This window comes from Arthrobacter sp. IK3, assembly GCF_051337705.1.
In the GTDB taxonomy this organism is placed as follows: Bacteria; Actinomycetota; Actinomycetes; order Actinomycetales; family Micrococcaceae; genus Arthrobacter_B; species Arthrobacter_B koreensis.
In genome coordinates this window covers 185,346-207,785 of sequence record NZ_JBPPSW010000002.1, presented here as the reverse complement: position 1 = coordinate 207,785, position 22,440 = coordinate 185,346, and the positions used below count along the sequence as shown (strand labels likewise).

At 66.0% G+C, this 22,440-nt stretch carries 21 protein-coding genes; 8 read left to right on the top strand and 13 right to left on the bottom strand.

Translation table 11 applies throughout. The features are described 5' to 3' along the window. Nucleotide 1: 1 nt before the first annotated feature. From folP to dacB, 7 genes are all read right to left on the bottom strand, one after another. Nucleotides 2–907: a dihydropteroate synthase gene (gene folP, locus ACSLGO_RS03625; RefSeq protein WP_091600794.1), complete on the bottom strand. Its 906-nt coding sequence runs from the start codon at nucleotides 905–907 to the stop codon at nucleotides 2–4. Nucleotides 908–916: 9 nt separating this feature from the next. Next, nucleotides 917–1,534: a GTP cyclohydrolase I FolE gene (folE, locus tag ACSLGO_RS03620; RefSeq protein ID WP_091600795.1), complete on the bottom strand. Its 618-nt coding sequence runs from the start codon at nucleotides 1,532–1,534 to the stop codon at nucleotides 917–919. A gap of 73 nt (nucleotides 1,535–1,607) precedes the next feature. Continuing rightward, the gene (gene ftsH, locus ACSLGO_RS03615) at nucleotides 1,608–3,674 is read right to left on the bottom strand and encodes an ATP-dependent zinc metalloprotease FtsH (protein WP_091600796.1); all 2,067 of its coding nucleotides are present in this window, start codon (nucleotides 3,672–3,674) and stop codon (nucleotides 1,608–1,610) included. Nucleotides 3,675–3,938: 264 nt separating this feature from the next. Continuing rightward, nucleotides 3,939–4,490 carry a hypoxanthine phosphoribosyltransferase gene (gene hpt / locus ACSLGO_RS03610; RefSeq protein ID WP_091600797.1) on the bottom strand — a complete coding sequence of 184 codons (552 nt, stop codon included), beginning with the start codon at nucleotides 4,488–4,490 and terminating at the stop codon, nucleotides 3,939–3,941. Between the two features lie 35 nt (nucleotides 4,491–4,525). Continuing rightward, entirely contained in the window at nucleotides 4,526–5,554 is a 1,029-nt protein-coding gene (tilS, locus tag ACSLGO_RS03605) for a tRNA lysidine(34) synthetase TilS (RefSeq protein ID WP_436400017.1), read from the bottom strand. Nucleotides 5,555–5,645: 91 nt separating this feature from the next. Continuing rightward, the gene (locus ACSLGO_RS03600; protein WP_091600798.1) at nucleotides 5,646–6,788 is read right to left on the bottom strand and encodes a zinc-dependent metalloprotease; all 1,143 of its coding nucleotides are present in this window, start codon (nucleotides 6,786–6,788) and stop codon (nucleotides 5,646–5,648) included. Nucleotides 6,789–6,942: 154 nt separating this feature from the next. Continuing rightward, entirely contained in the window at nucleotides 6,943–8,352 is a 1,410-nt protein-coding gene (gene dacB / locus ACSLGO_RS03595; protein ID WP_436400015.1) for a D-alanyl-D-alanine carboxypeptidase/D-alanyl-D-alanine endopeptidase, read from the bottom strand. A 278-nt stretch (nucleotides 8,353–8,630) separates the two neighbouring features. Here dacB and ACSLGO_RS03590 point away from each other — a divergent pair, with 278 nt between their 5' ends. After that, nucleotides 8,631–9,176 (top strand): inorganic diphosphatase, encoded by a 546-nt coding sequence (locus ACSLGO_RS03590; protein WP_091600800.1) that lies wholly within the window; start codon nucleotides 8,631–8,633, stop codon nucleotides 9,174–9,176. Nucleotides 9,177–9,316: 140 nt separating this feature from the next. Further along, nucleotides 9,317–9,955 carry a hypothetical protein gene (locus tag ACSLGO_RS03585; RefSeq protein WP_152274129.1) on the top strand — a complete coding sequence of 213 codons (639 nt, stop codon included), beginning with the start codon at nucleotides 9,317–9,319 and terminating at the stop codon, nucleotides 9,953–9,955. A 3-nt stretch (nucleotides 9,956–9,958) separates the two neighbouring features. On the opposite strand, the gene ACSLGO_RS03580 is transcribed toward ACSLGO_RS03585, so the two are convergent. Together ACSLGO_RS03580 and serS are read right to left on the bottom strand one after the other, a co-directional pair. Further along, nucleotides 9,959–10,804, bottom strand: coding sequence for an HAD family hydrolase (locus tag ACSLGO_RS03580; RefSeq protein WP_277665212.1), 846 nt, complete (start codon nucleotides 10,802–10,804; stop codon nucleotides 9,959–9,961). A gap of 128 nt (nucleotides 10,805–10,932) precedes the next feature. Continuing rightward, entirely contained in the window at nucleotides 10,933–12,201 is a 1,269-nt protein-coding gene (serS, locus tag ACSLGO_RS03575; RefSeq protein WP_152274127.1) for a serine--tRNA ligase, read from the bottom strand. Between the two features lie 66 nt (nucleotides 12,202–12,267). On the opposite strand from serS, the gene ACSLGO_RS03570 reads away from it, so the two are divergent. After that, nucleotides 12,268–13,383, top strand: a complete 1,116-nt coding sequence (locus ACSLGO_RS03570) for a diacylglycerol/lipid kinase family protein (RefSeq protein WP_091600804.1) — start codon at nucleotides 12,268–12,270, stop codon at nucleotides 13,381–13,383. Nucleotides 13,384–13,387: 4 nt separating this feature from the next. Here ACSLGO_RS03570 and ACSLGO_RS03565 read toward each other — a convergent pair whose 3' ends face one another. From ACSLGO_RS03565 to ACSLGO_RS03550, 4 genes are all read right to left on the bottom strand, one after another. Continuing rightward, nucleotides 13,388–13,669 (bottom strand): hypothetical protein, encoded by a 282-nt coding sequence (locus ACSLGO_RS03565; protein WP_091600805.1) that lies wholly within the window; start codon nucleotides 13,667–13,669, stop codon nucleotides 13,388–13,390. A 94-nt stretch (nucleotides 13,670–13,763) separates the two neighbouring features. After that, nucleotides 13,764–14,738 (bottom strand): DNA topoisomerase IB, encoded by a 975-nt coding sequence (locus tag ACSLGO_RS03560; protein ID WP_263127958.1) that lies wholly within the window; start codon nucleotides 14,736–14,738, stop codon nucleotides 13,764–13,766. A gap of 1 nt (nucleotide 14,739) precedes the next feature. Next, on the bottom strand, nucleotides 14,740–15,702 hold the full coding sequence (pheA, locus tag ACSLGO_RS03555; protein ID WP_436399941.1) for a prephenate dehydratase: 963 nt from the start codon (nucleotides 15,700–15,702) through the stop codon (nucleotides 14,740–14,742). After that, entirely contained in the window at nucleotides 15,699–16,016 is a 318-nt protein-coding gene (locus ACSLGO_RS03550; RefSeq protein WP_377955361.1) for a rhodanese-like domain-containing protein, read from the bottom strand. The genes pheA and ACSLGO_RS03550 overlap by 4 nt, the downstream gene beginning before the upstream one ends. Nucleotides 16,017–16,160: 144 nt before the next feature. Here ACSLGO_RS03550 and ACSLGO_RS03545 point away from each other — a divergent pair, with 144 nt between their 5' ends. The 5 genes from ACSLGO_RS03545 (at nucleotide 16,161) to ACSLGO_RS03525 (ending at nucleotide 22,331) form a co-directional block, all read left to right on the top strand. After that, nucleotides 16,161–17,588 (top strand): amidase, encoded by a 1,428-nt coding sequence (locus ACSLGO_RS03545; RefSeq protein WP_436399939.1) that lies wholly within the window; start codon nucleotides 16,161–16,163, stop codon nucleotides 17,586–17,588. Nucleotides 17,589–17,751: 163 nt separating this feature from the next. Then, nucleotides 17,752–19,224, top strand: coding sequence for a peptide MFS transporter (locus tag ACSLGO_RS03540; protein ID WP_377955015.1), 1,473 nt, complete (start codon nucleotides 17,752–17,754; stop codon nucleotides 19,222–19,224). 367 nt (nucleotides 19,225–19,591) lie between these two features. Beyond that, the gene (locus ACSLGO_RS03535; RefSeq protein WP_152274125.1) at nucleotides 19,592–20,581 is read left to right on the top strand and encodes an ABC transporter substrate-binding protein; all 990 of its coding nucleotides are present in this window, start codon (nucleotides 19,592–19,594) and stop codon (nucleotides 20,579–20,581) included. Between the two features lie 45 nt (nucleotides 20,582–20,626). Then, the gene (locus ACSLGO_RS03530; RefSeq protein WP_091600811.1) at nucleotides 20,627–21,526 is read left to right on the top strand and encodes an ABC transporter permease; all 900 of its coding nucleotides are present in this window, start codon (nucleotides 20,627–20,629) and stop codon (nucleotides 21,524–21,526) included. A 16-nt stretch (nucleotides 21,527–21,542) separates the two neighbouring features. Then, nucleotides 21,543–22,331, top strand: coding sequence for an ABC transporter ATP-binding protein (locus tag ACSLGO_RS03525; RefSeq protein WP_091600812.1), 789 nt, complete (start codon nucleotides 21,543–21,545; stop codon nucleotides 22,329–22,331). The last annotated feature ends 109 nt before the right edge of the window (nucleotides 22,332–22,440 follow it).

Genomic DNA, 22,440 nt, shown 5'->3' with positions numbered 1-22,440 from the left:
GCTAACCCTGCCAGGCAGCGGCAACCTTGACCGCGTCCACGTTCGCAGCGACGTCGTGCACGCGGACGGCCCAGACGCCCTGGCTGGCAGCCAGCGCCGTGGTGGCCAGCGTGGCGCTGTCACGTTCGGCCGGCGGCGCGGCCTTGCCGGCAGTGGTCAGCAGGGAGCCGAGGAAGCGCTTGCGGGATGCGCCGATCAGCACCTTGTGCCCCAGGACAGTCAGCCGGTCCACGTTGCGCAGCAGCGCCCAGTCGTGCTCGGAGTTCTTCGCGAAGCCCAGCCCCGGATCCAGGATGATCTGCTCCGGGGTAACACCGGCCTCGTAGAAGCGGTCCCGCAGCGTGGTGAGTTCGGCAATGACGTCTTCGACGACGTCGTCGTAGCTGGCCTTCGGATCCTGGCTGCGGACGCTGCCGCGGCTGTGCATGAGGATGTAGGGAACCTTGGTGCGGGCGATCAGTTCAGGCATCTCCGGGTCCAGTTCGAGCCCGGACACGTCGTTGATCAGGCCTGCCCCCGCCTCGATGGCCTTTTCCGCGGTGGAAGCGTTCATGGTGTCCACGCTGATCAGGGCTCCGGCCTTCGCGAGGGCCTCGACCACGGGCAGGATGCGGCGCTGTTCCTCCTCGGCGCTGATGCGTTCGGCGTCCGGCCGGGTGGATTCCCCGCCAACGTCGATGATGTCGGCGCCGTCGTAGTGCATCTTCAGTCCCGCGCGGATGGCGGCATCCGTGGTGTCATGCTCGCCGCCGTCGCTGAAGGAATCCGGCGTGACATTCAGGATTCCCATCACCAGGGTGCGGCCTTCGGGCAGGTCCTCGAAGCGCCGCTTCCGGGCTCCCGGCCGGATCACCGGCAGCGGATTGGTGGCGGGCCCGGTTCCGGGCGTGGCAGCTAGCGAATCCATCGAGTCGTCCTATCGTCCGAGTATCAGGCTCATTGCTTCTGCACGCGTGGCGGTTTCGCGCAGCTGGCCGCGCACGGCCGAGGTGACCGTCTTGGCACCGGGCTTACGCACGCCGCGCATCGACATGCAGAGATGTTCACATTCAATGACGACGATCGCGCCGACGGGCTGCAGGTTGTCCATCAGGGCGTCCACGATCTGCGTGGTGAGGCGCTCCTGGACCTGCGGCCGGCGGGCGTACACGTCAACCAGGCGGGCAAGCTTGCTCAGCCCGGTGACCTTGCCGTCGTGGGAGGGGATGTACCCGATGTGCGCCGAACCGTGGAACGGAACCAGGTGGTGCTCACAGGTGGAGTAGAAGGGGATGTCCTTGACCAGCACCATTTCCTCATGGTCCAGGTCAAACGTGGTGGCCAGCAGGTCCGAGGGACTCTGGTGCAGTCCGGCGAAGATCTCCGCGTAGGACTTCGCAACCCGGGCAGGGGTTTCCTTCAGTCCGTCGCGGTCAGGATCCTCCCCGATGGCAAGGAGGATTTCGCGCACCGCCCGGGCAATGCGGGGCTGGTCCACCTCGGAGGCCGTCTCTGTCAGCTCGGCCAGGCTCAGTTCATCGTCGAAATCCGTCACTGCACGATCCTACCGTGGACGCTGGAAGCGGCTCGACGGCCGGAGCAGCTGCTCCGGCCGTCCAGTCTTTCGGTTATTCGAGGTTCGAGGTGCCGGTGTGGCTGCCCCGGCCGCTGTTCTCAGGCTCCGGGAGCCCGTTGGCTGAGACGTCGAAGTCCTGCGGGATGTCGGCGTCGGCAATCTGGTCCTGCGGTGCCACGGTATCCGGGCTGGGCTCGCCGGCGGCTGCGGCCTCTTCGCGTTCGCGCGGGGAAACCACCGGAGGAATGTCATGCACCGGGCGGGTGGGCTTGGAGAGCCACACTTCACGGACATCGCGCTTGCGCACGTCCCGGAACACGTCGGCGATCTCGGCCTGGTTCAGGGTCTCGCGCTCAAGCAGCTCCAGGGCCAGGCGGTCCAGCACGTCGCGGTTCTCGGTAAGGATCTGGTACGCCTCGTCGTGGGCGTTGTCCAGCAGGCGCCGGACTTCCTCATCCACCACGTACGCCACCTGGTCCGAGTAGTTCCGCTCCTGTCCCATGTCCCGGCCCAGGAAAGGTTCTCCCCCGCCGGAGCCGAGCTTCACGGAGCCGATCCGCTCGCTCATGCCGTACTGCGTGACCATCTTGCGGGCGGTGGCGGTGGCCTTCTCAATGTCATTCGAGGCGCCGGTGGACGGATCGTGGAAGACGATTTCCTCTGCGACGCGGCCGCCCATGGCGTAGGCCAGCTGGTCCAGCAGTTCGTTGCGGGTGACGGAGTACTTGTCATCCTGCGGAAGGACCATGGTGTAGCCCAGTGCGCGCCCGCGGGGCAGGATGGTCACCTTGGTCACCGGGTCGGTGTTGCGCAGGGCCGCGGCCACCAGGGCGTGGCCGCCTTCGTGGTAGGCGGTGATCTTGCGCTCGAGTTCCTTCATGACGCGGCTGCGCTTCTGCGGTCCGGCGATCACGCGGTCGATCGCTTCGTCCAGCGCGCGGTCATCGATCAGCTGCGCGTTGGAGCGCGCGGTGAGCAGGGCGGCTTCGTTGAGGACGTTCGCCAGGTCCGCACCGGTGAATCCGGGGGTCTTGCGGGCCACGCTCTCCAGGTCGACGCCGGGTGCCATGGGCTTGCCCTTGGCATGGACCTGCAGGATGTGGAGGCGGCCCTGCATGTCCGGAGCCTCGACGCCGATCTGCCGGTCGAAGCGGCCCGGGCGCAGCAGCGCGGGGTCCAGCACGTCCGGGCGGTTGGTGGCGGCGATCAGGATGACGTTGGTGTTGCCGTCGAAGCCGTCCATCTCAACCAGCAGCTGGTTCAGCGTCTGCTCGCGTTCGTCGTTGCCGCCGCCCACACCGGCGCCGCGGTGGCGGCCGACGGCGTCGATCTCATCAACGAAGATGATGGCCGGAGCGTTGTTCTTGGCCTGTTCGAAGAGGTCCCGGACACGGGAAGCGCCCACGCCGACGAACATTTCGACGAAGTCCGAACCGGAGATTGAGTAGAACGGCACGCCGGCTTCACCTGCCACTGCGCGGGCCAGCAGGGTCTTGCCGGTTCCGGGAGGGCCGTAGAGCAGGACACCCTTGGGGATCTTGGCTCCCACGGCCTGGAACTTGGCCGGTTCCTTCAGGAATTCCTTGATTTCGTGGAGTTCCTCCACCGCTTCGTCAGCTCCGGCGACGTCCGCGAAGGTGACCTGCGGCATGTCCTTGTTGGTCAGCTTTGCCTTTGACTTGCCGAACTGCATGACCTTGGATCCGCCGCCCTGCATGCGGGTAAGCAGGAACCAGAAGATGAGGCCCAGGATGATGATGGGCAGGAACAGGCCCAGGAAGCTGGTGAACCAGTTCGTCTGGACAGGCTGGTCCGTAAAGCCGTCGACGTCGGAGTTGTTGACGGCCTCGACAATGTCATCGCCGCGGGCGGAGCCGAAGAAGAACTGGACGTTCTCGCCCTTGTCCTCATACGGTTCCCGCAGGGTGAGGTCCACACGCTGGTCGCCGTCGTAGATCTTTGCCTGTTCAACCTTGTTGTCAGCCAGCAGCTTCAGGCCAACGTTGGTATCAACCTGGGAAGCGCCGGAGGGGGCAAGGTTGGGAAGGATGATCAGCAGCGCGGCAAGAGCCAGCACGATCCAAATGATCGGTCCCTTGAAGAAGTTCTTGGATTTCATTCGTCGTCAGGGCAGATGCCCCGTCCCTCCTGATCAACAACGCTGATACTGCGCGGAATTCGTTGGCTAGCAATGTCTAGCTATACACCGTCTCCAAGAACCACACGGTTCAAGGGGCGCATTAGTTCCCTCAGGGCGTAGCCCGGTTCCGTGATTCCGCTCATGCGGCGGAGTGCGAAAAACCCGCCGGTCCGCGCCGGGCACCGGAGTGCGCCGGTAAGGACCAGCGGGTTCAGCAGGCGGGCTGACTGCCTGCCTGACGCTTTATTCGTAGACGTGGGGCGCCAGGGTGCCGATGAAGTCCAGGTTGCGGTACCTCTCGGCGAAGTCCAGGCCGTAGCCAACAACGAATTCGTTGGGGATCTCGTAGCCGACGTACTTCACGTCGATCTCAACCTTCGCTGCATCCGGCTTGCGCAGCAGCGTGCAGATCTCCACGCTCGCCGGTCCGCGGGACTGCAGGTTGGTGCGCAGCCAGGACAGGGTGAGTCCGGAGTCGATGATGTCTTCGACGATCAGCACGTGCTTGCCCAGCAGGTCAGTCTCAAGATCCTTGAGGATGCGGACAACGCCGGAGGACTGGGTGCCGGAGCCGTAGGAGGACACTGCCATCCAGTCCATGGAAACGTGGCTGTGCAGCGCACGGGACAGATCCGCCATGACCATGACGGCGCCCTTGAGCACGCCAACGAGCAGGATGTCGCGTCCGGCGTAGTCGCGGTCGATTTCCGCCGCCAGTTCCTTGATTCGCTCGGCAATCTGTTCCCTGGTGTAGAGAACGTGTTTGAGGTCTGACTGGACGTCGTGTGAATCCACGAATGGCTCCCGGGTACGAGATGTTGCAGCTGGACTTAGGCGCTGCTCTTTTTCCTAAAAACAAGATTGCCATAGCTTGGGCTGCCTTGGGGAACCGGCTTTGCCCGCACCTGCCTGTACGCGGAGACCTTGCCGGCCAGCTGCACCGGCCCGGCCGACCCCTCGCGGCGCAGCAACGCCTCCACCGCGCGGACCCGCTCCCAGCTGGGACGGGCGGCTCCAAGCTCAGCTGCGGCGAGCGCCAGCACGCGCTGCCGCAGTGCCGGAGCCAGCTCGCGCAGTGCCTGTTCTGAGAGGAGGATCTCTTCCGGGTCGCTGCCGGCGGGAGGATTTCCGGCTTCGGCACGCAGCCGCTCGTAGGTTTCGGCGGCCTGGGCGTCCAGGTAGTCGGCGTCCTTGGCGAGGATCCGGGAACTGCGGAAGAGCGCTTCGGCGATTCCGGGGCCCAGTTCGGCTTCGAGGAACGGCAGTACCGAGGTCCGCACGCGGGAGCGCGCGAAGGACGGGTCAGCGTTGGTGGGGTCGTACCAGGGATCCAGCTCCTGCGCGGCGCAGATCTCTTCGACTTCTTCCCGGCGCAGGCCCAGGAACGGGCGCAGATAGATTCCGCGCCGCGCGGGCATGCCGGCAAGGGAACGCGTTCCGGATCCCCGGGCGAGGCCGAGGAGGACCTGTTCGGCCTGGTCATCGAGTGTGTGGCCGAGCAGCACGGCGTCCGCTCCCGCCGCGGCGGCAGCGGCGTCGAGCGCTTCATAGCGCGCGGTGCGGGCCGCGGCCTCCGGGCCCATGCCGGATTCCGGAACGTCCACCCGGTGGACGGTAACCGGGTCAAGTCCCATGCCGCGCAGCTTCGCGGCCGCGGTTTCGGCGATGACCGCCGATCCGGGCTGCAGGCCGTGATCGACGACGGCGGCGCCCACCGCGTAGTCTCCGCGGCGGTGAAAGAACGACGCCGCTTCCGCCAGGGCAAGCGAGTCCGGGCCGCCGCTGCAGGCCACCAGCAGCACCGGCGGGCTGGCCGGATTGGGCGCCAGGCCGGCGTCGCGCAGGAAATCCTTCAGCATGGCGCGTGCCTTGCCGAGGGTGGGGTTCAGGCGGCGCCGCGCCCGCACTGCCGGAACCAGGGGGTGCATTGGGGTCTCGCTCACGTGCTGCCTAGAGTCCCATCCGCTTGATCCAGAGGTCCGGGTTGTGGATTTCCGCCTCGGTGGGCAGGTTCCCTGCCTCTTCCCAGACCCGGTTGAACCCTTCCATGCCCACCTTGTCCACCACTGCGCGGACAAACTTCGATCCGTCTGCGTACTGCCGCATCTTGGCATCGAGGCCCATGACGCGGCGGAAGAACTTGTCCAGCCAGCCGCGGTTGATGCCGCGGTCGTTGAAGCGGCGGCGAATGGTCTTGACGCTGGGGATGATGCTGGCGTCCACTGCGTCCATGACCACGTTGGCGTGGCCTTCCAGAAGGCTCATCACGGCCGTGACGTGGGACAGGCGTGCCTTGTCCGCCGGGTCCTGCAGCAGGGTCAGGACATCCAGCTGGCGCTCCGGAACGCCGTCGGCCGGGGTCTCGTCCCTGCCGCCGGCGGCAGCGGAGAGCTGCTTGGCCATTGAACTGATCCGTTCCGGCAGGGTCTGCGCCTTGTCCATCAGTCCGGTGCTCAGCAGCCGGATCTGCTCCAGCAGGTGGTCCCGCAGCCACGGGGCCGCGGCGAACTGCACGCGGTGGGTCTGTTCGTGCAGGCAGACCCAGAGCCGGAAGTCGGACGGCTCTACGTTCAGTTCCTGTTCGGTGCTGATGATGTTGGGGGCGACGAGCAGCAGGCGGCCGCCCTTTTTGCCCGGGCTGTCCGGAGCCAGGGCCGCAAACGGGTCATACTGGCCCAGCACCTTGCTGGCCAGGAACGCCAGGACGGCGCCGAGCTCGGCCCCCGTAACGGTACCGGCAACAGCGGTATTGGTGGCCTTGACGGCTTCCGGCCTGGTTTCGGCCAGATGCTCCAGCATCGGGTTCATCAGCGCGGCGAAGCTCTGCGAGTTGGCCTTGGCCCAGGACGCCCGGTCCACGATCAGGACCTGCGAGTCGCGCAGGTCCTCCGCGGCGTCCAGCCCGGTGATGCGGTGGACGTGGGCTACGGACTCATCCGCCAGCCGGCGCAGGTCCGCGACGGCGGCCTGGATTTCGCGGCGGCTCATCTTGGGCCCCGGGGCCACGAGGGTGGCAGCGGTGGCAGCGGCGAAGTCCCAGTTCACCAGTCGCGCGGCGTTTGAGTTGCTCAGGTGCTGCTGGTTGCTCTCCATTGGTCCATTCGATCACAGGGACGCCGCACTGCGCTCCCGCAGCCGTTCCAAGATCCCCCGAGAGGCCAGTTACGGCTCGTTTGAGGGCTCATACGGGCCGTAACTGGCCTGTCGATGGGTTTGGGGCGGCCGGAGAGGGAGTATGCGGCAGGACTCAGCGGCAGCCGCAGGCGGCCAGCACCGCAGCAGCGTTGTCCACGGCAGCGCGGGCCTCGGCGGTATTGCCGTCCAGGCCCCGCGCCACGAGCGTAAAGGACAGCAGCCGCCCGTCAGCGTCCGTCACGTAGCCGCCCAGGGCCGTCACGGCGCGCAGCGTTCCGGTCTTGGCGCGCACCAGGCCGGCTGCGGCCTCGTCGCCGTACCTGCCCTGCAGCGTACCGCTGAGTCCGGCAACGGGCAGCCCCCGTGCAACTGCGCGCAGTCCGTCATCGCCGGTGGTCAGGACGGCGCGGACAGTCTCTTCCAACTGTCGGGCAGTGACAGAGTTCTCCGCCGCCAGCCCGGAGACGTCCGCAAGCGACATTCCGGCGGTATCCACGCCCAGGCGGGCGATCTCGGCTGCCACCGTTTCGACCGCGCCGGCAAAATCCGCCTCCCGGCCGGACGCCTTCGCGGCCGAGCGGCCCAGGGCCTCGGCCAGGTAGTTGTCCGAAACCAGCAGCATCTGCTCCACCTGTTCGGCCACGGTGGCCGACTCGACTACGGCCAGTTCCTGCGAACCGGCCGGTGCAGTTCCCCGGTCCACTCCATCCGCAACCGTGATCCCCTGCGCTTGCGCGGACACGGCCAACGCGTCCCGGAACGCTGTGCCGGCTGCGAGCGCTGCGTCGGCTGTGCGTTCCCCGCCCTGCCGCGTCTCGTCCGCCCAGGCTGAATTGACCGCCAGGGCGTACACCGGGGCAATCTCCCCGGCTGCGACGTCGGCCTCGTTCCAGGCGCCGGACAGTGCCGGCCCGGTAAACAGGGTGTCATCGACCTGCACGCGGACGGTCCCCGCATCCGCGCCCAGCTCCTGCAGCGCCTCCGCTGCCAGCGTGGCCAGGCCTGCATGGCCGACGACGCCGTCCTCACGGGAGTCTCCGCTGCCCAGCAGTACGTCGCCGCCCCCGCGCAGGGTCAGCACGGTTTCCCCATCCTCCCTGGCCGCGTAGACAGCGGTTTCAAAACGGGAATCCGGGTCCAGGGTCCGCACCACGGCGGCAGCGGTAAGGATTTTGAGGGTGGAGGCGGGCATGCCGGATGCCTCCGGGCTGCGTTCATAGAGCACAGTGCCCGTGAGCGCGTCGGAGACCACCGCCGAAACGGTGCCGGGTCCTTCGAAGGCCAGTTCGGCGTCGAGCAGGGAACCCAGCACCGCGGCATCGGGGACCGGCGCGGCCGGGTCCAGGGGCGTGATGAAGGGGTTTGCGGTCAGCTGTGCCGGCGGACGCTGGTGGGTGGGCACTGCGCTTTGGCGTTCAGGGGCGGCGCCGGTAAGGGCTTTGACCACCGGCGGACCGGCGTAGACGGCAACGGGAACCAGCAGGAGGGCAAAGGCAAGCAGCAGGGCAATGCCGGAGAACATCCTCGCCAAAGCCCACCATTTCCTTCTTTTTCAGTGCCTGGTTCCCCAGGTTCCGCCTGCTGCGGCGGGTATTTGGGCAGCTGGAAACGCCGGGAAACCCGCCAGTGCCTCAGGACATATATCTTTAACACTAGACCGGCGCAGTGAACCAAACGGACATTCCCAAAGGGACGGGGGAATTCCGGCTGCGTCCATCCTCGCAAAGTGCATGTGCCATGCACGATCTTCTCTGTCCGTTTGACCGGCCCTTTTACATGGCCGCACCCCTAGGAGCCGTTATGAAACTCGACGTAACGATCGAGATCCCCAAGGGATCCCGCGTCAAGTACGAAATCGACCACGAGACGCACCGCCTGCGCCTGGACCGTGTGCTGTTCACTTCCATGCAGTACCCCACGCACTACGGCTACTTCGAGAACACCCTCGGCGAAGACGGTGATCCGCTGGACGCCATGGTCATGCTGCAGGACTTCGACCTGATCCCGGGCGTGCTGGTTGAATCCCGCCCGATCGGCGTCTTCAACATGGTTGACGACGGCGGCGGAGACGCCAAGGTCCTCTGCGTTCCCGTTGACCCCCGTTTCGACCACATCCAGGACATTTCCGACGTGTCCGATTTCCTGCTGGACGAAATCAAGCACTTCTTCACCAAGTACAAGGACCTGGAGCCCGGCAAGTGGGTAGAGGCCGCTGACTGGGAAGGCCGCGAAGCCGCCGAGGCCGAGGTTGAAGCTTCCCTGGCACGCTTCGAAGCCCAGGGCGAGGAGCGCGAAGAGGACGAGCCGCAGGGCCGCGACGTGGACGCAAACCCGGAGAACAACTAAGGGTTAGCCTCTCCCATCGAGATGACAGAAACTGCACGTACCAGCGCTGGTACGTGCAGTTTCTGTCATCTGGAGGGAAAGGACGGCACGCCGCAACCGATATCGGTTGTCCGGCGCGGTTGCTCTGCCATGCTGATGCCATGCATTTTGTGCTGACCATCAACCAGCGGGACTCCCGCGAAGCAGGGGACCAGGTTCCGGAGCTGGTGCGCTCACTGCGGCACATTCCCGCCGCAGTGGATTTCCAGCGGTCCGTGGGCGATGAGGCGCAGGGCATCCTGGCCCATCCCTCGGCAGCGGTTGATGCGGCACTGATAGCCATCCGGGCCCGCCGCTGGAACGTGGGAATCGGCGTCGGCGAACTCCTCCGCCCCCTACCGGAGGACGTGCTGCAGGCGGAGGGGTTTGGCCTGGTCTACGCGCGCCGGGCAGTGGAACGCGCGCAGCGCTCCGGCGACCGTATTCCGCTGGCCGTGGAGGGGCCCGACGCCGAAGTGGCCTCTGAGGCGGAAGCGGTGCTGCGACTGCTGGGCATGATCGTTGCCAGCCGGACGACGGCGGAGTGGAAGGTCCTGGACCTGATGACTCCCGGAGCCCGGGGACAGCAGAAGTACGTCGCGCAGGAACTTGGCATCACGGCCCAGGCTGTCAGCAAGGCCGTGGTGCGCTCCCACTGGGTGGAGGAATGGGCCACACGGCCCGCGGCTGCCCGCCTGCTGGACCTGGTGGCCGGCCCGGTCTCGCTGCCGCCCGCTCCCCTGCCCTATGCGGCCAGGTAGGCGCTAGCGCGGATCGAGCAGGCTGCGCAGGACCTTGGCGGCGCCGTCCTCATAGACCGAACCGGTCACCTCGGTGGCGGCGGAAAGCACTTCCTCCGGGGACTGGCCCATGGCAACGCCGCGCGCCGCCCAGGACAGCATCTCAATGTCGTTGCGGCCGTCGCCCACGGCAACTGTGTGCAGCGGGTCGATATCCAGACGGCGGCGGACCTGTTCCAGGGCCGAAGCCTTGGTCACTCCGGCTGCGGCGATATCCAGCCAAGCGGTCCAGCCCACCGAATAGGTCACTCCGTGCAGGCCGATCGCGGCCACGGCGTCGCCGAACTCCTCGGCGGTGCTGTCGGTGCTGAAGACCACCACGCGCACGGCCTTGCTCTCGCGCAGGTACTCGAAGTCCACTGCCTGTGCTTCCGCGCCGAAGCTGGCGTCCTGGAAGCGTTCAGTGGAAAGGAAACGTCCCTCGTGGTCTTCCAGGGCGAATTTTGCGGTGGGCAGTGACACGCGCAGGGCGTCCAAGGCAGGACGCGGGTCGAAGACCACCCGGTCCACAACTTCATAGCCGTCCGGCAGGGAAGTGTCGATCGAGAGGGTAACGCCGCCGTTGGAGCAGACGGAGTATCCCTCGGTGAGCCCAATGCGTTCAAGGATGGGAAGTGCGGCACCAAAAGAGCGGCCGGTGGAAATGACCAGGTGGTGTCCGGCGTCGATCGCGTCCCTGGCCGCGGACCGGACGTTGGGGGACATGTGTCCGTCGTGGTCCACCAGGGTTCCGTCGACGTCCAGGGCGATGAGGTGTTTGCTGTCTGTGTTGAACCGGTCTTCGGTGCCGGCTGAAGTGAGAGTTGTCATCGATTCATATAAACAGAAGCGGGTAAATACCGGTAGGACGCGGTTCACACTGAGCGCAAACAGCCGGTGAACTCTTTTCGGGGACCGTCCTGCCCCCCGTTCGCGCAGGGGCAGGACAGCCACGCAGGCTACTGGACGGGCAGGACTTCCAGGCCGCCCAGGTAGGGCTGCAGTGCCTTCGGAACGTTGACCGAGCCGTCCGGGTTCTGGTGGTGCTCCAGGATGGCGACGATCCAGCGCGTGGTGGCCAGGGTGCCGTTCAGCGTTGCTACAGCGCGGGTCTTGCCGTCCTGGCGTTCGCGGATGTTCAGCCGGCGGGCCTGGAACGTGGTGCAGTTCGAGGTGGAGGTCAGCTCGCGGTAGGCGCCCTGTGTGGGCACCCAAGCTTCGCAGTCATACTTGCGGGCTGCGGACATACCCAGGTCTCCGGCGGCCGTTTCGATGACGCGGTAGGGCAGCTCCACCTTGGCGAGCATTTCCTCTTCCCAGGCCAGCAGCCGCTGGTGTTCGGCGGCGGCTTCCTCGACGGAGGTGTAGGTGAACATTTCCACCTTGTTGAACTGGTGCACGCGGATGATTCCGCGGGTGTCCTTACCGTGGGATCCGGCTTCGCGGCGGTAGCAGGAAGACCAGCCAGCGTAGCGGACGGGCCCGGCGCTGAGGTCCATGATCTCGTCGGAGTGGTAGCCGGCCAGCGGAACCTCGGACGTTCCCACCAGGTACAGGTCGTCTTCGGCGAGGCGGTAGATCTCGGCGTCGTGTGCCACGTCGAAGCCCGTGCCCTGCATGGTCTCGGGACGGACCAGTGTGGGGGTAATCATGGGGATGAAGCCGGCCTTGACCGCCTGGTCCATGGCCATCTGCAGCAGGGCCAGCTCCAGGCGCGCTCCCACGCCGCGCAGGAAGTAGAACCGGGATCCGGAAACCTTGGCGCCGCGTTCCATGTCGATCGCACCAAGCATTTCGCCCAGTTCGAGGTGGTCCCGCGGAGTGAAGCCCTCGGCGTCGAAGTCCCGGGGGGTTCCCACGGTCTTCAGGACCGTGAAGTCATCTTCGCCGCCGGCGGGCACGCCGTCCTCGACGACGTTGGCGACGCGGCGGACCAGGGCCTCCTGCTCGGCCTGCACTGCGTCGGCTTCGGTGCCTGCAGCCTTGACGGCGGCAGCCAGTTCCTTCACCTCTGCCAGCAGTGCCTGCTTCTCCTCGCCCTTGGCCTGGGCAACGCGCTTGCCGAAGGCATTCTGCTCGGCGCGCAGGGTCTCATAGCGGGTGCGGGTCTCGCGCCGGCGGGCATCCGCGGAAATGATCGCGTCCACCAGCTCCGGATCGGCCAGCCGTGCGCGCTGGGATGCTCGGAACTTCTCAGGGTTTTCTCGCAGCTCATTTACATCGATCACGTCTCAAGAGTACCGAAAACACCTTCCGGGGCCCGCACGCTGACCGGCGGCTATCCTGAAACCACCATGCCCGCCGAAATCGCCGTACTCCTGCTCATTGCGGCCACTGCCGTCCTCGCCTCGATCGCCACCTGGCAGGTGACCTCGCGGCGGCACCGGCGGCAGGCGGCGGCGGACCGGATTACCCGCCCCGTCGCGTCGGCGAGCCAGCGGGTGGCCGTGGTGATCAACCCGATCAAGGCGCAGGCAGCGGAAGCGGAAGCCGCACTGGCAGCCGCATGCGAAATGGCCGGCTGGGAACCACCGCTGGTTTTCGAGACAACCGTGGATTCCCCCGGCTACCGGCAGGCGCAGGACGCGCTGGCGGCGGGGGCGGACGTCGTACTGGCCGCCGGCGGTGACGGCACCGTCCGGGAGGTGGCACGGGCACTGGCCCACCAGCGTGCGGCGATGGGACTGCTGCCGCTGGGAACCGGCAACCTGCTGGCCCGGAATCTGGGCGTGGCCGTCAATGACCTGTCCGGAAGCATCCAGGCCGCACTGCACGGGTCCGAACGGCGGATAGACATGGGCCGGGTGGAGCTTGAGAATGCACGCACCGGTGCCCGTTCGGCCAGCAATTTCCTGGTCATGGGCGGGATCGGACTGGACGCGGAAGTCATTGCGGCAACCCGGGATGACCTGAAACGCCGGGTGGGCTGGCTGGCCTACAGCGAGGCCGGTATCCGGCTGCTGCCCGGGCCGAGGCGGCGGATGAGGATCCAGCTCGACGGCGCCCCGGGCCAGGTTCGCAAGGTCCGCAGCGTGCTGTTCGCCAACACCGGGAAGCTGCCGGCCGGAATCGACTTCATTCCAACCGCCGCCCTGGATGACGGGATGCTGGACATTGTGGTCCTCACGCCCCGCACGGTCCTGGGCTGGCTGGCAGTGGCGGGCAAGGTCGTGACCCGGAACCGGAGGGAGATCTCACTGATCGAATACACCCGGGCCCGGAAAGTCACCGTGAGCACCGAGGAGCCGATCATTACCCAGCTTGACGGCGACCTGACCGGCGCCGCGACGCGCGTGAGCGTCAGCGTCGATCCGCGTTCCCTGCTCGTGCGGGCCCCGGATACAGAAACCGGCCCGGCCGCCGTGGGTGGCGGACGGACCGGTGCATTCAGGCGCTTCGGCGCTGCGTAGCCGCCTAGTCCTGCGTGCCTTCTGAATCGGTGTAGCTGCCTTCGGTTTCTGCAGCGTTGTGGGAGGTCGACGGCGGCTGCTTGCGGCCGTCGGCGTCGGTGTATTCGCCTTCTTCGTGTTTCACGGATGCCGGGGAGGCCTGTTCGCGGATGAGCTCCTGCTCTTCGGCGAAGCGGAGGTCATTGCCCTGGTCGCCAATGTCTCCGCGGTAGTTGTCATCACCGCTGGCCTGCCCGCTGGGCTTGGGGTTGGTGAGCTGCTCGTCTTCGTTCGTGTACTCGCTCATGGTCCGCCTTTCGCATTGATGGCTTCTCCCGCCGGCAGCCGGTGCCGTCGGTCTATAAGCATACTTACCATAAACCGGGGCGGTTTTTCGCGGGTTATTCGCTCAGCATTTCCCGCACGGCTGTCTCGGAGGCGGAGTAGCCGGCCACTGGAATGACCTCGCCGTCCAGGAACCTGTCAACCAGGCGTGGGTCGACGTAGGACTTCCGCGCGACGGCCGGAGTGTTGCCCAGCCGTTCAGCAACCTCCCGGATGGTCTGAGCCACGGCCTGCTGCTGGGCGCGCTTGGTTGACGCCGTCCGTGCGGCCCGGGCAAAGCCCATGGCGGCCGAGACGGTGGCCTGCCAGGTACGGAAATCCTTGGCGCTGAAATCTCCGGCAGTGACCTCCCGGAGGAAACCGTTCAGCTGGGAGGCGTCAATACTGTGCCACTGCCCGTCTACGCCCACGTAGGCGAGCGCAGTGTCCGGTTCCGGACGCCGGAGCATTGGCACGAGCGCAGCCACCAGGTCCTCGTCCTCGAGTTCAACGTGCCATGCCTGGCCGCTTTTGCCCGGGAAGTCCAGCAGCAGGCGGGAGTCCTCCACCGTAACGTGCTCCACCCGCAGCGTGGTGGTCCCGTAGGAGCCGTTCATTTCCGCGTACCGGGATCCGCCCACCCGCAGGGCCCCGGAATCGACGATCCGCAGGGCTGCGGCCAGTGCACGTTCGGGACCGTTGCCGTCCGAGCGGAGGTACTTGGTGATAATCCGGCGGGCGGATGGCAGGGCCTGGGCGAATTCAAGGGCGCGGTCGAACTTCTCCCGGTCCTTCATCTCTCGCCAGTGCGGATGGTAGATGTACTGCCGCCGGCCGGCACCGTCCTGGCCGGTGGCCTGGATATGGCCGTTGGCGTAAGGGCTGATCCAGACGTCCTGCCAGGCCGGCGGAATGGCGAGGGAGCGGATCCGGCGCAGCTCGGCCGGATCCTTCAACACCTCACCCTTCAACCCGCGGTAGCTGAACCCCTTGCCCCACCGCAGGCGGGTGTAGCCGGGATGTTCGCAGTTACTGCGTCGCAGCCGTGGCACGTCAGCCGTTAATCAGGGATTCGAGCCACTGGTCCGCCGCCTCGAAGGCCGGATCGGAGGTGTGCGGCAGGACGTGGGCGCGGCGGTGGTCCGCGCGCGGATAGGAGCCCAGGAACCTGAGTTCCGGGGACACCCGGTGCAGACCTTTCAGCGCGTCCGCCACCCGGGCGTCAAAAATGTGCCCGTCAACGTCGATGCTGAAAAAGTAGTCCCCAAGGAAGGCTCCGGTGGGCCGGGACTCAATCCGGCTGAGGTTCACGCCCCGGGTGGAGAACTGGTCCAGGATCTCCATCAGTGCGCCCGGGCGGTCCTCAGGCAGGGGAATGACCACGGTGGTCTTGTCCGCGCCCGTGGGTTCCGGCAGCAGCCCGGGCAGGCTGATCAGGATGAACCGGGTAACGGCGTCGGAAACGTCCCCAATGTCCCGGGCAACCACGTTCAGCCCCAGGCGGGAGGCAACCAGAGGGGAGCAAATCGCGGCATCGAAGCCGGAGGAGTCATCCTGAAGTCCGACGGCGGCGGCTGCCGTCGAGGAGGCCGGGAGATATTCCGCCTTCGGAATATTCAGTTCCGCCCAATTGCGGCACTGCGCCCAGGCATGGCTGTGGGTCGAGACCCGGCGGACGTCGTCGAGCTCAATACCCGGGCGGACCGCCAGCACGAAGGTGATGGGCACGAGGATTTCCCGCAGGATCCTCAGCGGCTGGCCAATGGAGATGGCATCCAGCGTGGCGCTGACGCCGCCTTCCACGGAGTTTTCGATCGGCACCACCGCAGCGTTTGCATGCCCGGACCGGACCATCTCCAGTGCAGACGTGACGCTGGTGGAGGGGATCCTCACCGCTTCATCGGCTCCGGGGACCTGCAGGAGGGCCGCTTCGGTGAAGGTTCCCTCCGGCCCAAGGTAGGTGTAGACCATGGTTCCCGGGAGCTTGGGCGGCCCGGGGGTGCCCTCAGGACTCATACGACGGTCGGTTCTTGTCCGTTGTCGGAGACCATTTCCTTGCCGGCTTCGAGCCAGGCACCCATCCCGCCGTTGACGTTGACCGCGGAGTAGCCGTGGGATTCAAGCCACTGGGTTGCCCGTGCGCTGCGCCCGCCGGTCCGGCAGATAACGGCCAGGTCCTGATCCGGATCAAGGTCATCGAGGCGGTCCGGCAGCTGGTCCAGCGGAATGTGCACGGCGTTCGGAATATGCCCTGCTTCCCACTCATAGTCTTCGCGGACATCCAGGATCCGGGCGCCTTCGCCAATCGTGTCCACAGAAACGCTTTCCATCTCGCTCACACTTCCTCACAGTCTCTGCACCGGGTCTGATCAGGCGCGGAACCAACCCGCTGCGGGGGCGTGCGCGCCGTTTATCCCAGCCTATAGTGGGATGCACCGCCAGAGAACAAAGCCGCCCGCGCCCCGGAGGTAACAATGCCCAATGGTCCAGCCGTCCCGCTCCGGCCCGGAACCCTTCCCGGGGAGGGCATCGGCGCCCTGAGCGCACTCGCACTGCGGGATGCCCTGGCCCGCGGGGAGGTTTCGGCGCGGGAGGCCACGGAGTACTTCCTGGGACGCATCGAGGCACTGAATCCGGAACTTGGCTCCTTCATCACCGTCACCGCGGATGCGGCGCTGGCTGAGGCACGGCAGGCCGACGACGCCCTGGCCGCCGGACGCCCGCCGGGAATCCTGCACGGCATGCCGCTGGCGCATAAGGACCTCACCGACGTCGCCGGCGTCCCCACGACCATGGGCAGCGCCGCAGTGCCGCCGGTACCCGCCGGGGCGGACGGACCCCTGCCTGCAGTGCTGCGGGCAGCGGGAGCGATCAGCCTGGGCAAAACCCAAGTGCCGGAATTCGGCCTCAGCAGCTACAGCGAGAACCTCGTTGCACCGCCGGCCCGGAACCCCCTGGACCCGGCGCTCAGCCCGGGCGGCTCTTCCGGCGGCAGCGCGGCCGCCGTCGCCGCGGGCATGCTGCCTTTCGCTCCGGGGACCGACGGCGGCGGTTCAGTGCGCATCCCGGCCGCCGCCACCGGTCTGGTGGGCCTGAAGCCGAACCGCGGCAGGGTGCCCTCCGGCGGCGGCCAGCGTGACCTGGGCCAGTTCGTGGTTGCGGGGCCGCTGGCACAAACAGCCGCGGACGCCGCCCTCCTGCTCGATGCCATGGTGGCGGAACCGAACCATCATGCCACCAGCGCCCCGCCGGCTGCTGGCTCGTTCCTGCAGGCTGCACAGCGGGCCGAGGGAAGGTTCCGGATCGGCGTCAGCACACGTTCTCCCTTCGAATCCCGCCTGGACATTGCACTGGATCCGGCGGCGGTGCTGGCACTGGAGGCCGGCATCGTGGCACTGACCGGGGCGGGGCACGAGGTATCAGAAGCCGACGTCCACTACGACGAGCGGTACCCGGAAGCGTTCGAGCTGGTGTGGACCGCACCGCTGGCCAACATCCCGCTGCCGCCGGAGGGAGAGCAGCACCTCACGCCGCTGACCGCCGGGATGCGCCGTCGTTCCCTGCAGCGCTCCGCTGCGGACCTGGCCGGGGCCATCGACGTGCTGCGCGGGTTCGAAGAGGAAACCATTTCCCAGTTCGCCGCCTGGGACATGATCCTCACCCCGACCGTCGCCATGACACCGCGGCCCATCGGCTGGTACTGGTCCGGGGATGCCGCGGAAGACTACGCACTTCAGTGCCAATACTCTCCGTTCACCTCAATGGTGAACGTCTGCGGACTGCCCGCCGTCACCATCCCCGTCTATGTGACCGCCGAAGGCCTGTCCATGGGTGTGCAGCTGATCGGACAGCCGGGCGCAGAGGCAGACCTGCTGGCGGTGGCAGCCCAGCTGGGTCCATAACAGGCAGAGCCTTCATCGGAAGCCTTTTTGTCCAGCATGCGGACAAATATGCCGTTTTGACGGTGACAATGACCACATACACTTGCATGGAAGCCGGTAAAACACCCCGATTTTCCCCGTGGACGTCGAATCGGTCACAGCGGCCCTTTGGGACTATTGGATGATGAGTCCTAGCCCCACCACTACCAGCCCCGCGCCTCCCGCGCGGAAGGCATTCTTCGGCCATCCCCGGATGCTCGCGAATCTCTTCAGCGTTGAGCTCTGGGAACGCTTCTCCTTCTACGGCATGCAGGGCATCCTGCTCTACTACATGTACTACTCCGTCACTGACGGCGGACTTGGCATGTCAGAGGGAGTGGCAGCAGGCCTTGTTGGCGCCTACGGCGGCGGCGTCTACCTCTCCTCGATCGTCGGCGCCTGGGTAGCGGACCGCATCCTGGGATCCGAACGGACCCTCTTCTACTCCGCCATCCTCGTGATGGTTGGCCACATCTCCTTGTCCCTGGTTCCCGGTTACGCCGGGCTGGCAATCGGCCTGGTACTGATCGCCATCGGCTCCGGCGGCCTGAAGGCCAACGCCACAGCCCTGGTGGGAAGCCTGTACGACGAAAAGGATGAACGCCGCGACGCCGGCTTCTCCATCTTCTACATGGGCATCAACATCGGCGGCCTCACGGGCCCCATCCTCACCGGCCTGCTCTGGAATTCCTTCGGCTTCCACTTCGGGTTCGGCCTCGCAGCGGTCGGCATGGCCATCGGCCTGGCCCAGTACGCCGCGACCCGCAAGTACCTTCCGGAGTCCGCGCACCTGGTAGCCAACCCGCTCCCCCGGAACCACTTCATCCGCGTGGGATCCATCGCCGCAGCCGCAATCGCCGTCGTCCTGGCCGCGGTTGCCTTCGGCCTGATCAACAGCGAAAACCTGGTTGGCCTGATGGCGATCCTCGCTCTGGTTGCAGCAATCGCGTACTTCGTGGTCATCCTGTCCAGCAAGCGCGTCAGCCAGGTTGAACGCCGCCGCGTGTTCTCCTTCATGCCGCTGTTCGTTGCGAGCACCGCCTTCTGGGCACTGTTCCAGCAGCAGTTCACCGTTGTTGCGCTCTACGCAGACACTTCCCTCAACCGGGAAATCTTCGGCTGGGAGATGCCGCCGAGCTTCGTCCAGTCGATCAACCCGATCTTCATCATCATCTTCGCCGCAGTCTTTGCCAGCATGTGGACCAAGCTGGGCTCGCGCCAGCCGGGCACTCCGCTGAAGTTCGGAATCGGCCTCGCCGTGATGGGCCTGGCGTTCCTTGCCTTCATCCCGTTCTCCGGCGGCGGTCCTGCCAGCACGCCGCTGCTGGCCCTGGCCGGCATCCTGCTGCTGTTTACCTTCGCTGAACTGTCCCTGTCCCCGACCGGCCTCTCCGCAGCGACCAAGCTGGCACCGTCCGCGTTCCCCACGCAGATGGTTGCGCTGTTCTACCTGTCGGTGTCCCTGGGCAGCACGATCTCCGGCTGGCTGGCACAGTTCTACAGCCAGGACACCGAAGTCAGCTACTTCTCCTTCCTGGGCATCACCGCCATCGTGCTGGGCGCCGCCCTGGCGCTGTGCGCCCCGGCCATCAAGAAGCTCATGGGCGGAGTGCGGTAACCCGTTCTTTCCTTCGCCTAGCAAAAAGTGCCCATTTGGATTCCAAACGGGCACTTTTTGCGTATCCGTTTCCTACAGAACAATGGCCCCCGCCGTAGACACTCTGAGAAAAATGGGCCCAGGAGGTCCATCATTTGTCCTGCAGCGCCGCACTCTGGCAGGCATCTGTCTCTACGTCGCGCGTCGCATTAGACAATGTGAGCGCCCTCACAGTTAGTATCGTTCAATCAGCCGGTGCTGAATGCACCCGTTTGCCGGGCTCCGATCAACGACGTCGGGGCCGGGGACCGGATGCCAGCGTCCGGCACAACGACACCCTGCCCGGCCGGCGCCGTCCGCCTGCGGGCAGCGCACTGAAAGGGCAACGATGAAGCGTTCAAAGACAGGGGCACTGGGGGCCCTGCTGCTGGGTGCATCCCTCGCGGCGACCGGCTGCGGCTCGGATTCCGCAGCAAGCGGCGATTCGGACATGGTCAGGATCGGCATCACCCAGATCGTGGAGCACGATGCCCTGACCTCCGCCAAGGAAGGATTCAAGCGGGCGCTGGCCGAGAACGGCTACACCGAGGGCGAGAACATCTCCTACGACGAGCAGAACGCCGCCGGCGAGCAGGCCACCGCCACCTCCATCGCCTCCAAGTTCGCCTCCGATGACCTGGACCTGGTGCTGGCCATCGCCACCCCGACCGCACAGGCCGCCGCGCAGGCCATCACCGACATCCCCATCCTCATCACCGCGGTCACCGAGCCGGAAGAAGCCGGCCTGGTTGACTCCTGGGACGCACCGGGCGGAAACCTCACCGGCACCAGCGACCTGAACCCGGTTGAGGACCAGCTGGGACTGATCAAGGAACTGGCTCCCGAGGCCAAGACCGTGGGAATCGTCTACAGCTCCGGCGAAGTGAACTCCGAAGTCCAGATTGAACTCGCGCAGGAAGCCGCCAAGGACCTGGGCCTGGAACTCAAGCTCGCCGCAGTGAGCAACACCGCCGAGGTTCAGCAGGCAGCCGAGTCCCTGGACGTCGACGCCTTCTACATCCCCACGGACAACAACGTCGTGGCAGCCCTGGACTCCGTAGTCCAGATCGCCGAGACCAAGAAGATCCCGCTGGTCACCGGTGACGCAGGCAGCGTTGAAGCAGGCGGCCTGGCCACCTGGGGCATTGACTACGAACTGCTGGGCTACCAGACCGGCATGATGGCCATCAAGATCCTCGAAGAGGACGCCGACCCCGCCACCATGCCGATCGAGACCCTCACAGAAACCAAGCTGGTCATCAACAAGAGCGCAGCAGCCAACATGGGAATCGAAATTCCCGCCTCGATGCTCGACGAAGCCGACCAGGTCATCGAGTAACACCGAAGCTGCCTTTCCCACCCTGCTGTAAGGAACAGAACTTCCATGATCACTGCTGTTGAACTGGGGCTTATTTACGCCGTTATGGCCCTGGGCGTTTACCTCACCTTCCGGATCCTGGATTTTCCGGACCTTACCGTGGATGGCAGCTTCACCACCGGCGCAGCCGTGGCGGCCATTTTGATCACCAACGGGGTTCCACCCCTGGCCGCCACGGCAGCCGCGTTCGGAGCAGGCCTGGTGGCCGGCTGCGTCACGGGCCTGCTCCACACCAAGGGCAAGATCAACGGCCTGCTGGCCGGCATCCTCACCATGATCGCCCTCTACTCCATCAACCTGCGGATCATGGGGACCTCGAACCTCTCCCTGCTCCGCCAGGACACGCTCATCACGCCGCTGCGTGAAAACGGCTACCTGGGCGGCGCCGTCGCCATTGCCCTGTTTGCCCTGCTGGCTCTGGGCGTGAAGCTCTTCCTGGACTGGTTCCTGCACACTGACCTGGGCCTGGCCATGCAGGCCACCGGCGACAACCAGGAAATGGTCAGCAGCTTCGGCGTCAGCACCGACCGGATGAAGATCCTGGGCCTGGCCCTCTCCAACGGTTTCGTGGGCCTCTGCGGCGCGGTTGTGGCCCAGTACCAGGGCTTCGCCGACATCGGCATGGGCATCGGCCTGATCCTGGTTGGCCTCGCCTCGGTGATCATCGGCCAGGCGATCTTCGGTTCCCGCCTGATTGTCGTCTCCACCCTCGCCGTCGTGCTGGGCGCCGTCGTCTACCGCATTGTGATTGCCCTGGCCCTGGACCTCGGCTTCGAACCCAATGACATGAAGCTGATATCCGCGGTGCTTGTGGTCCTGGCACTGATCCTTCCGCAGTGGAAGGTCTTCCGCCGGCTGCCCACCTTCAGCAGCCTGCGCAAGTCCAACGTCACCACCGCCAGCTAGCAACGAAAGCAAACCGATGCTGAAAATCGACAACGTACAGAAGACCTTTTTCGCCGGCACCGTCAACGAACGCGTTGCCCTGGCGAAAATCGACCTGGAGCTGGCGGCCGGGGAATTCATCACCGTGATCGGCTCCAACGGTGCCGGCAAGTCAACACTGCTGAACATGGTCTCCGGCAAGCTGCGCCCGGACACCGGATCGGTGCTCATTGACGGCAAGGACGTCACCAAGCTGGCCGACTACCAGCGGGCGCGTTTCATCGGCCGGGTCTTCCAGGACCCCATGGCCGGTTCCGCCCCGCAGCTGAGCATCGAACAGAACATGTCCATCGCCTATGAGCGCGGCAAGCGCCGGGGCCTAGGCTGGGGTGTGTCCGGCAAGAAGCGGGAGCTGTTCCGCGAGGAACTCAAGTCCCTCGAACTGGGGCTGGAAAACCGCCTCAAGGCCAAGGTCGGCCTGCTCTCCGGCGGCCAGCGCCAGGCGCTCTCCCTCCTGATGGCAACATTCAGCGAGCCGAAAATCCTGCTGCTGGACGAGCACACTGCCGCCCTGGACCCGCAGCGCGCCGCCCTGGTGTCCCGCCTCACCGGTGAAATCGTGGCCCGCCACAACCTCACCACGCTCATGGTCACGCACAACATGCAGCAGGCACTGGACCTGGGCACCCGGCTGATCATGATGCACGAGGGCCGGATCATCCTGGACCTGGACAGCGAGCAGAAGGCGGCCATGACCGTGCCGGACCTGCTTCACGAGTTCGAGAAGATCAAGGGCGGCCTGGACGACCGCACACTGCTCCAGTAACCCCCAGCCCTTCCCCCTCCCCATCGAGATGGCAGAAACTGCCCGTTAGACGCCTCTAACGGGCAGTTTCTGCCATCTCGTTTTGGTGGGCCGAGGCACGGCGAGGGCG

Excerpts from the sequence above, each read along its gene's own strand:
- folP (WP_091600794.1), bottom strand. The coding sequence starts at position 907 with ATGGATTCGCTAGCTGCCACGCCCGGAACCGGGCCCGCCACCAATCCG.
- ftsH (WP_091600796.1), bottom strand. The coding sequence starts at position 3,674 with ATGAAATCCAAGAACTTCTTCAAGGGACCGATCATTTGGATCGTGCTG.
- tilS (WP_436400017.1), bottom strand. The coding sequence starts at position 5,554 with ATGCTGAAGGATTTCCTGCGCGACGCCGGCCTGGCGCCCAATCCGGCC.
- ACSLGO_RS03600 (WP_091600798.1), bottom strand. The coding sequence starts at position 6,788 with ATGGAGAGCAACCAGCAGCACCTGAGCAACTCAAACGCCGCGCGACTG.
- dacB (WP_436400015.1), bottom strand. The coding sequence starts at position 8,352 with ATGTTCTCCGGCATTGCCCTGCTGCTTGCCTTTGCCCTCCTGCTGGTT.
- ACSLGO_RS03590 (WP_091600800.1), top strand. The coding sequence starts at position 8,631 with ATGAAACTCGACGTAACGATCGAGATCCCCAAGGGATCCCGCGTCAAG.
- ACSLGO_RS03585 (WP_152274129.1), top strand. The coding sequence starts at position 9,317 with ATGCATTTTGTGCTGACCATCAACCAGCGGGACTCCCGCGAAGCAGGG.
- ACSLGO_RS03580 (WP_277665212.1), bottom strand. The coding sequence starts at position 10,804 with ATGACAACTCTCACTTCAGCCGGCACCGAAGACCGGTTCAACACAGAC.
- ACSLGO_RS03570 (WP_091600804.1), top strand. The coding sequence starts at position 12,268 with ATGCCCGCCGAAATCGCCGTACTCCTGCTCATTGCGGCCACTGCCGTC.
- ACSLGO_RS03565 (WP_091600805.1), bottom strand. The coding sequence starts at position 13,669 with ATGAGCGAGTACACGAACGAAGACGAGCAGCTCACCAACCCCAAGCCC.
- pheA (WP_436399941.1), bottom strand. The coding sequence starts at position 15,702 with ATGAGTCCTGAGGGCACCCCCGGGCCGCCCAAGCTCCCGGGAACCATG.
- ACSLGO_RS03550 (WP_377955361.1), bottom strand. The coding sequence starts at position 16,016 with ATGGAAAGCGTTTCTGTGGACACGATTGGCGAAGGCGCCCGGATCCTG.
- ACSLGO_RS03545 (WP_436399939.1), top strand. The coding sequence starts at position 16,161 with ATGCCCAATGGTCCAGCCGTCCCGCTCCGGCCCGGAACCCTTCCCGGG.
- ACSLGO_RS03540 (WP_377955015.1), top strand. The coding sequence starts at position 17,752 with ATGAGTCCTAGCCCCACCACTACCAGCCCCGCGCCTCCCGCGCGGAAG.
- ACSLGO_RS03535 (WP_152274125.1), top strand. The coding sequence starts at position 19,592 with ATGAAGCGTTCAAAGACAGGGGCACTGGGGGCCCTGCTGCTGGGTGCA.
- ACSLGO_RS03530 (WP_091600811.1), top strand. The coding sequence starts at position 20,627 with ATGATCACTGCTGTTGAACTGGGGCTTATTTACGCCGTTATGGCCCTG.
- ACSLGO_RS03525 (WP_091600812.1), top strand. The coding sequence starts at position 21,543 with ATGCTGAAAATCGACAACGTACAGAAGACCTTTTTCGCCGGCACCGTC.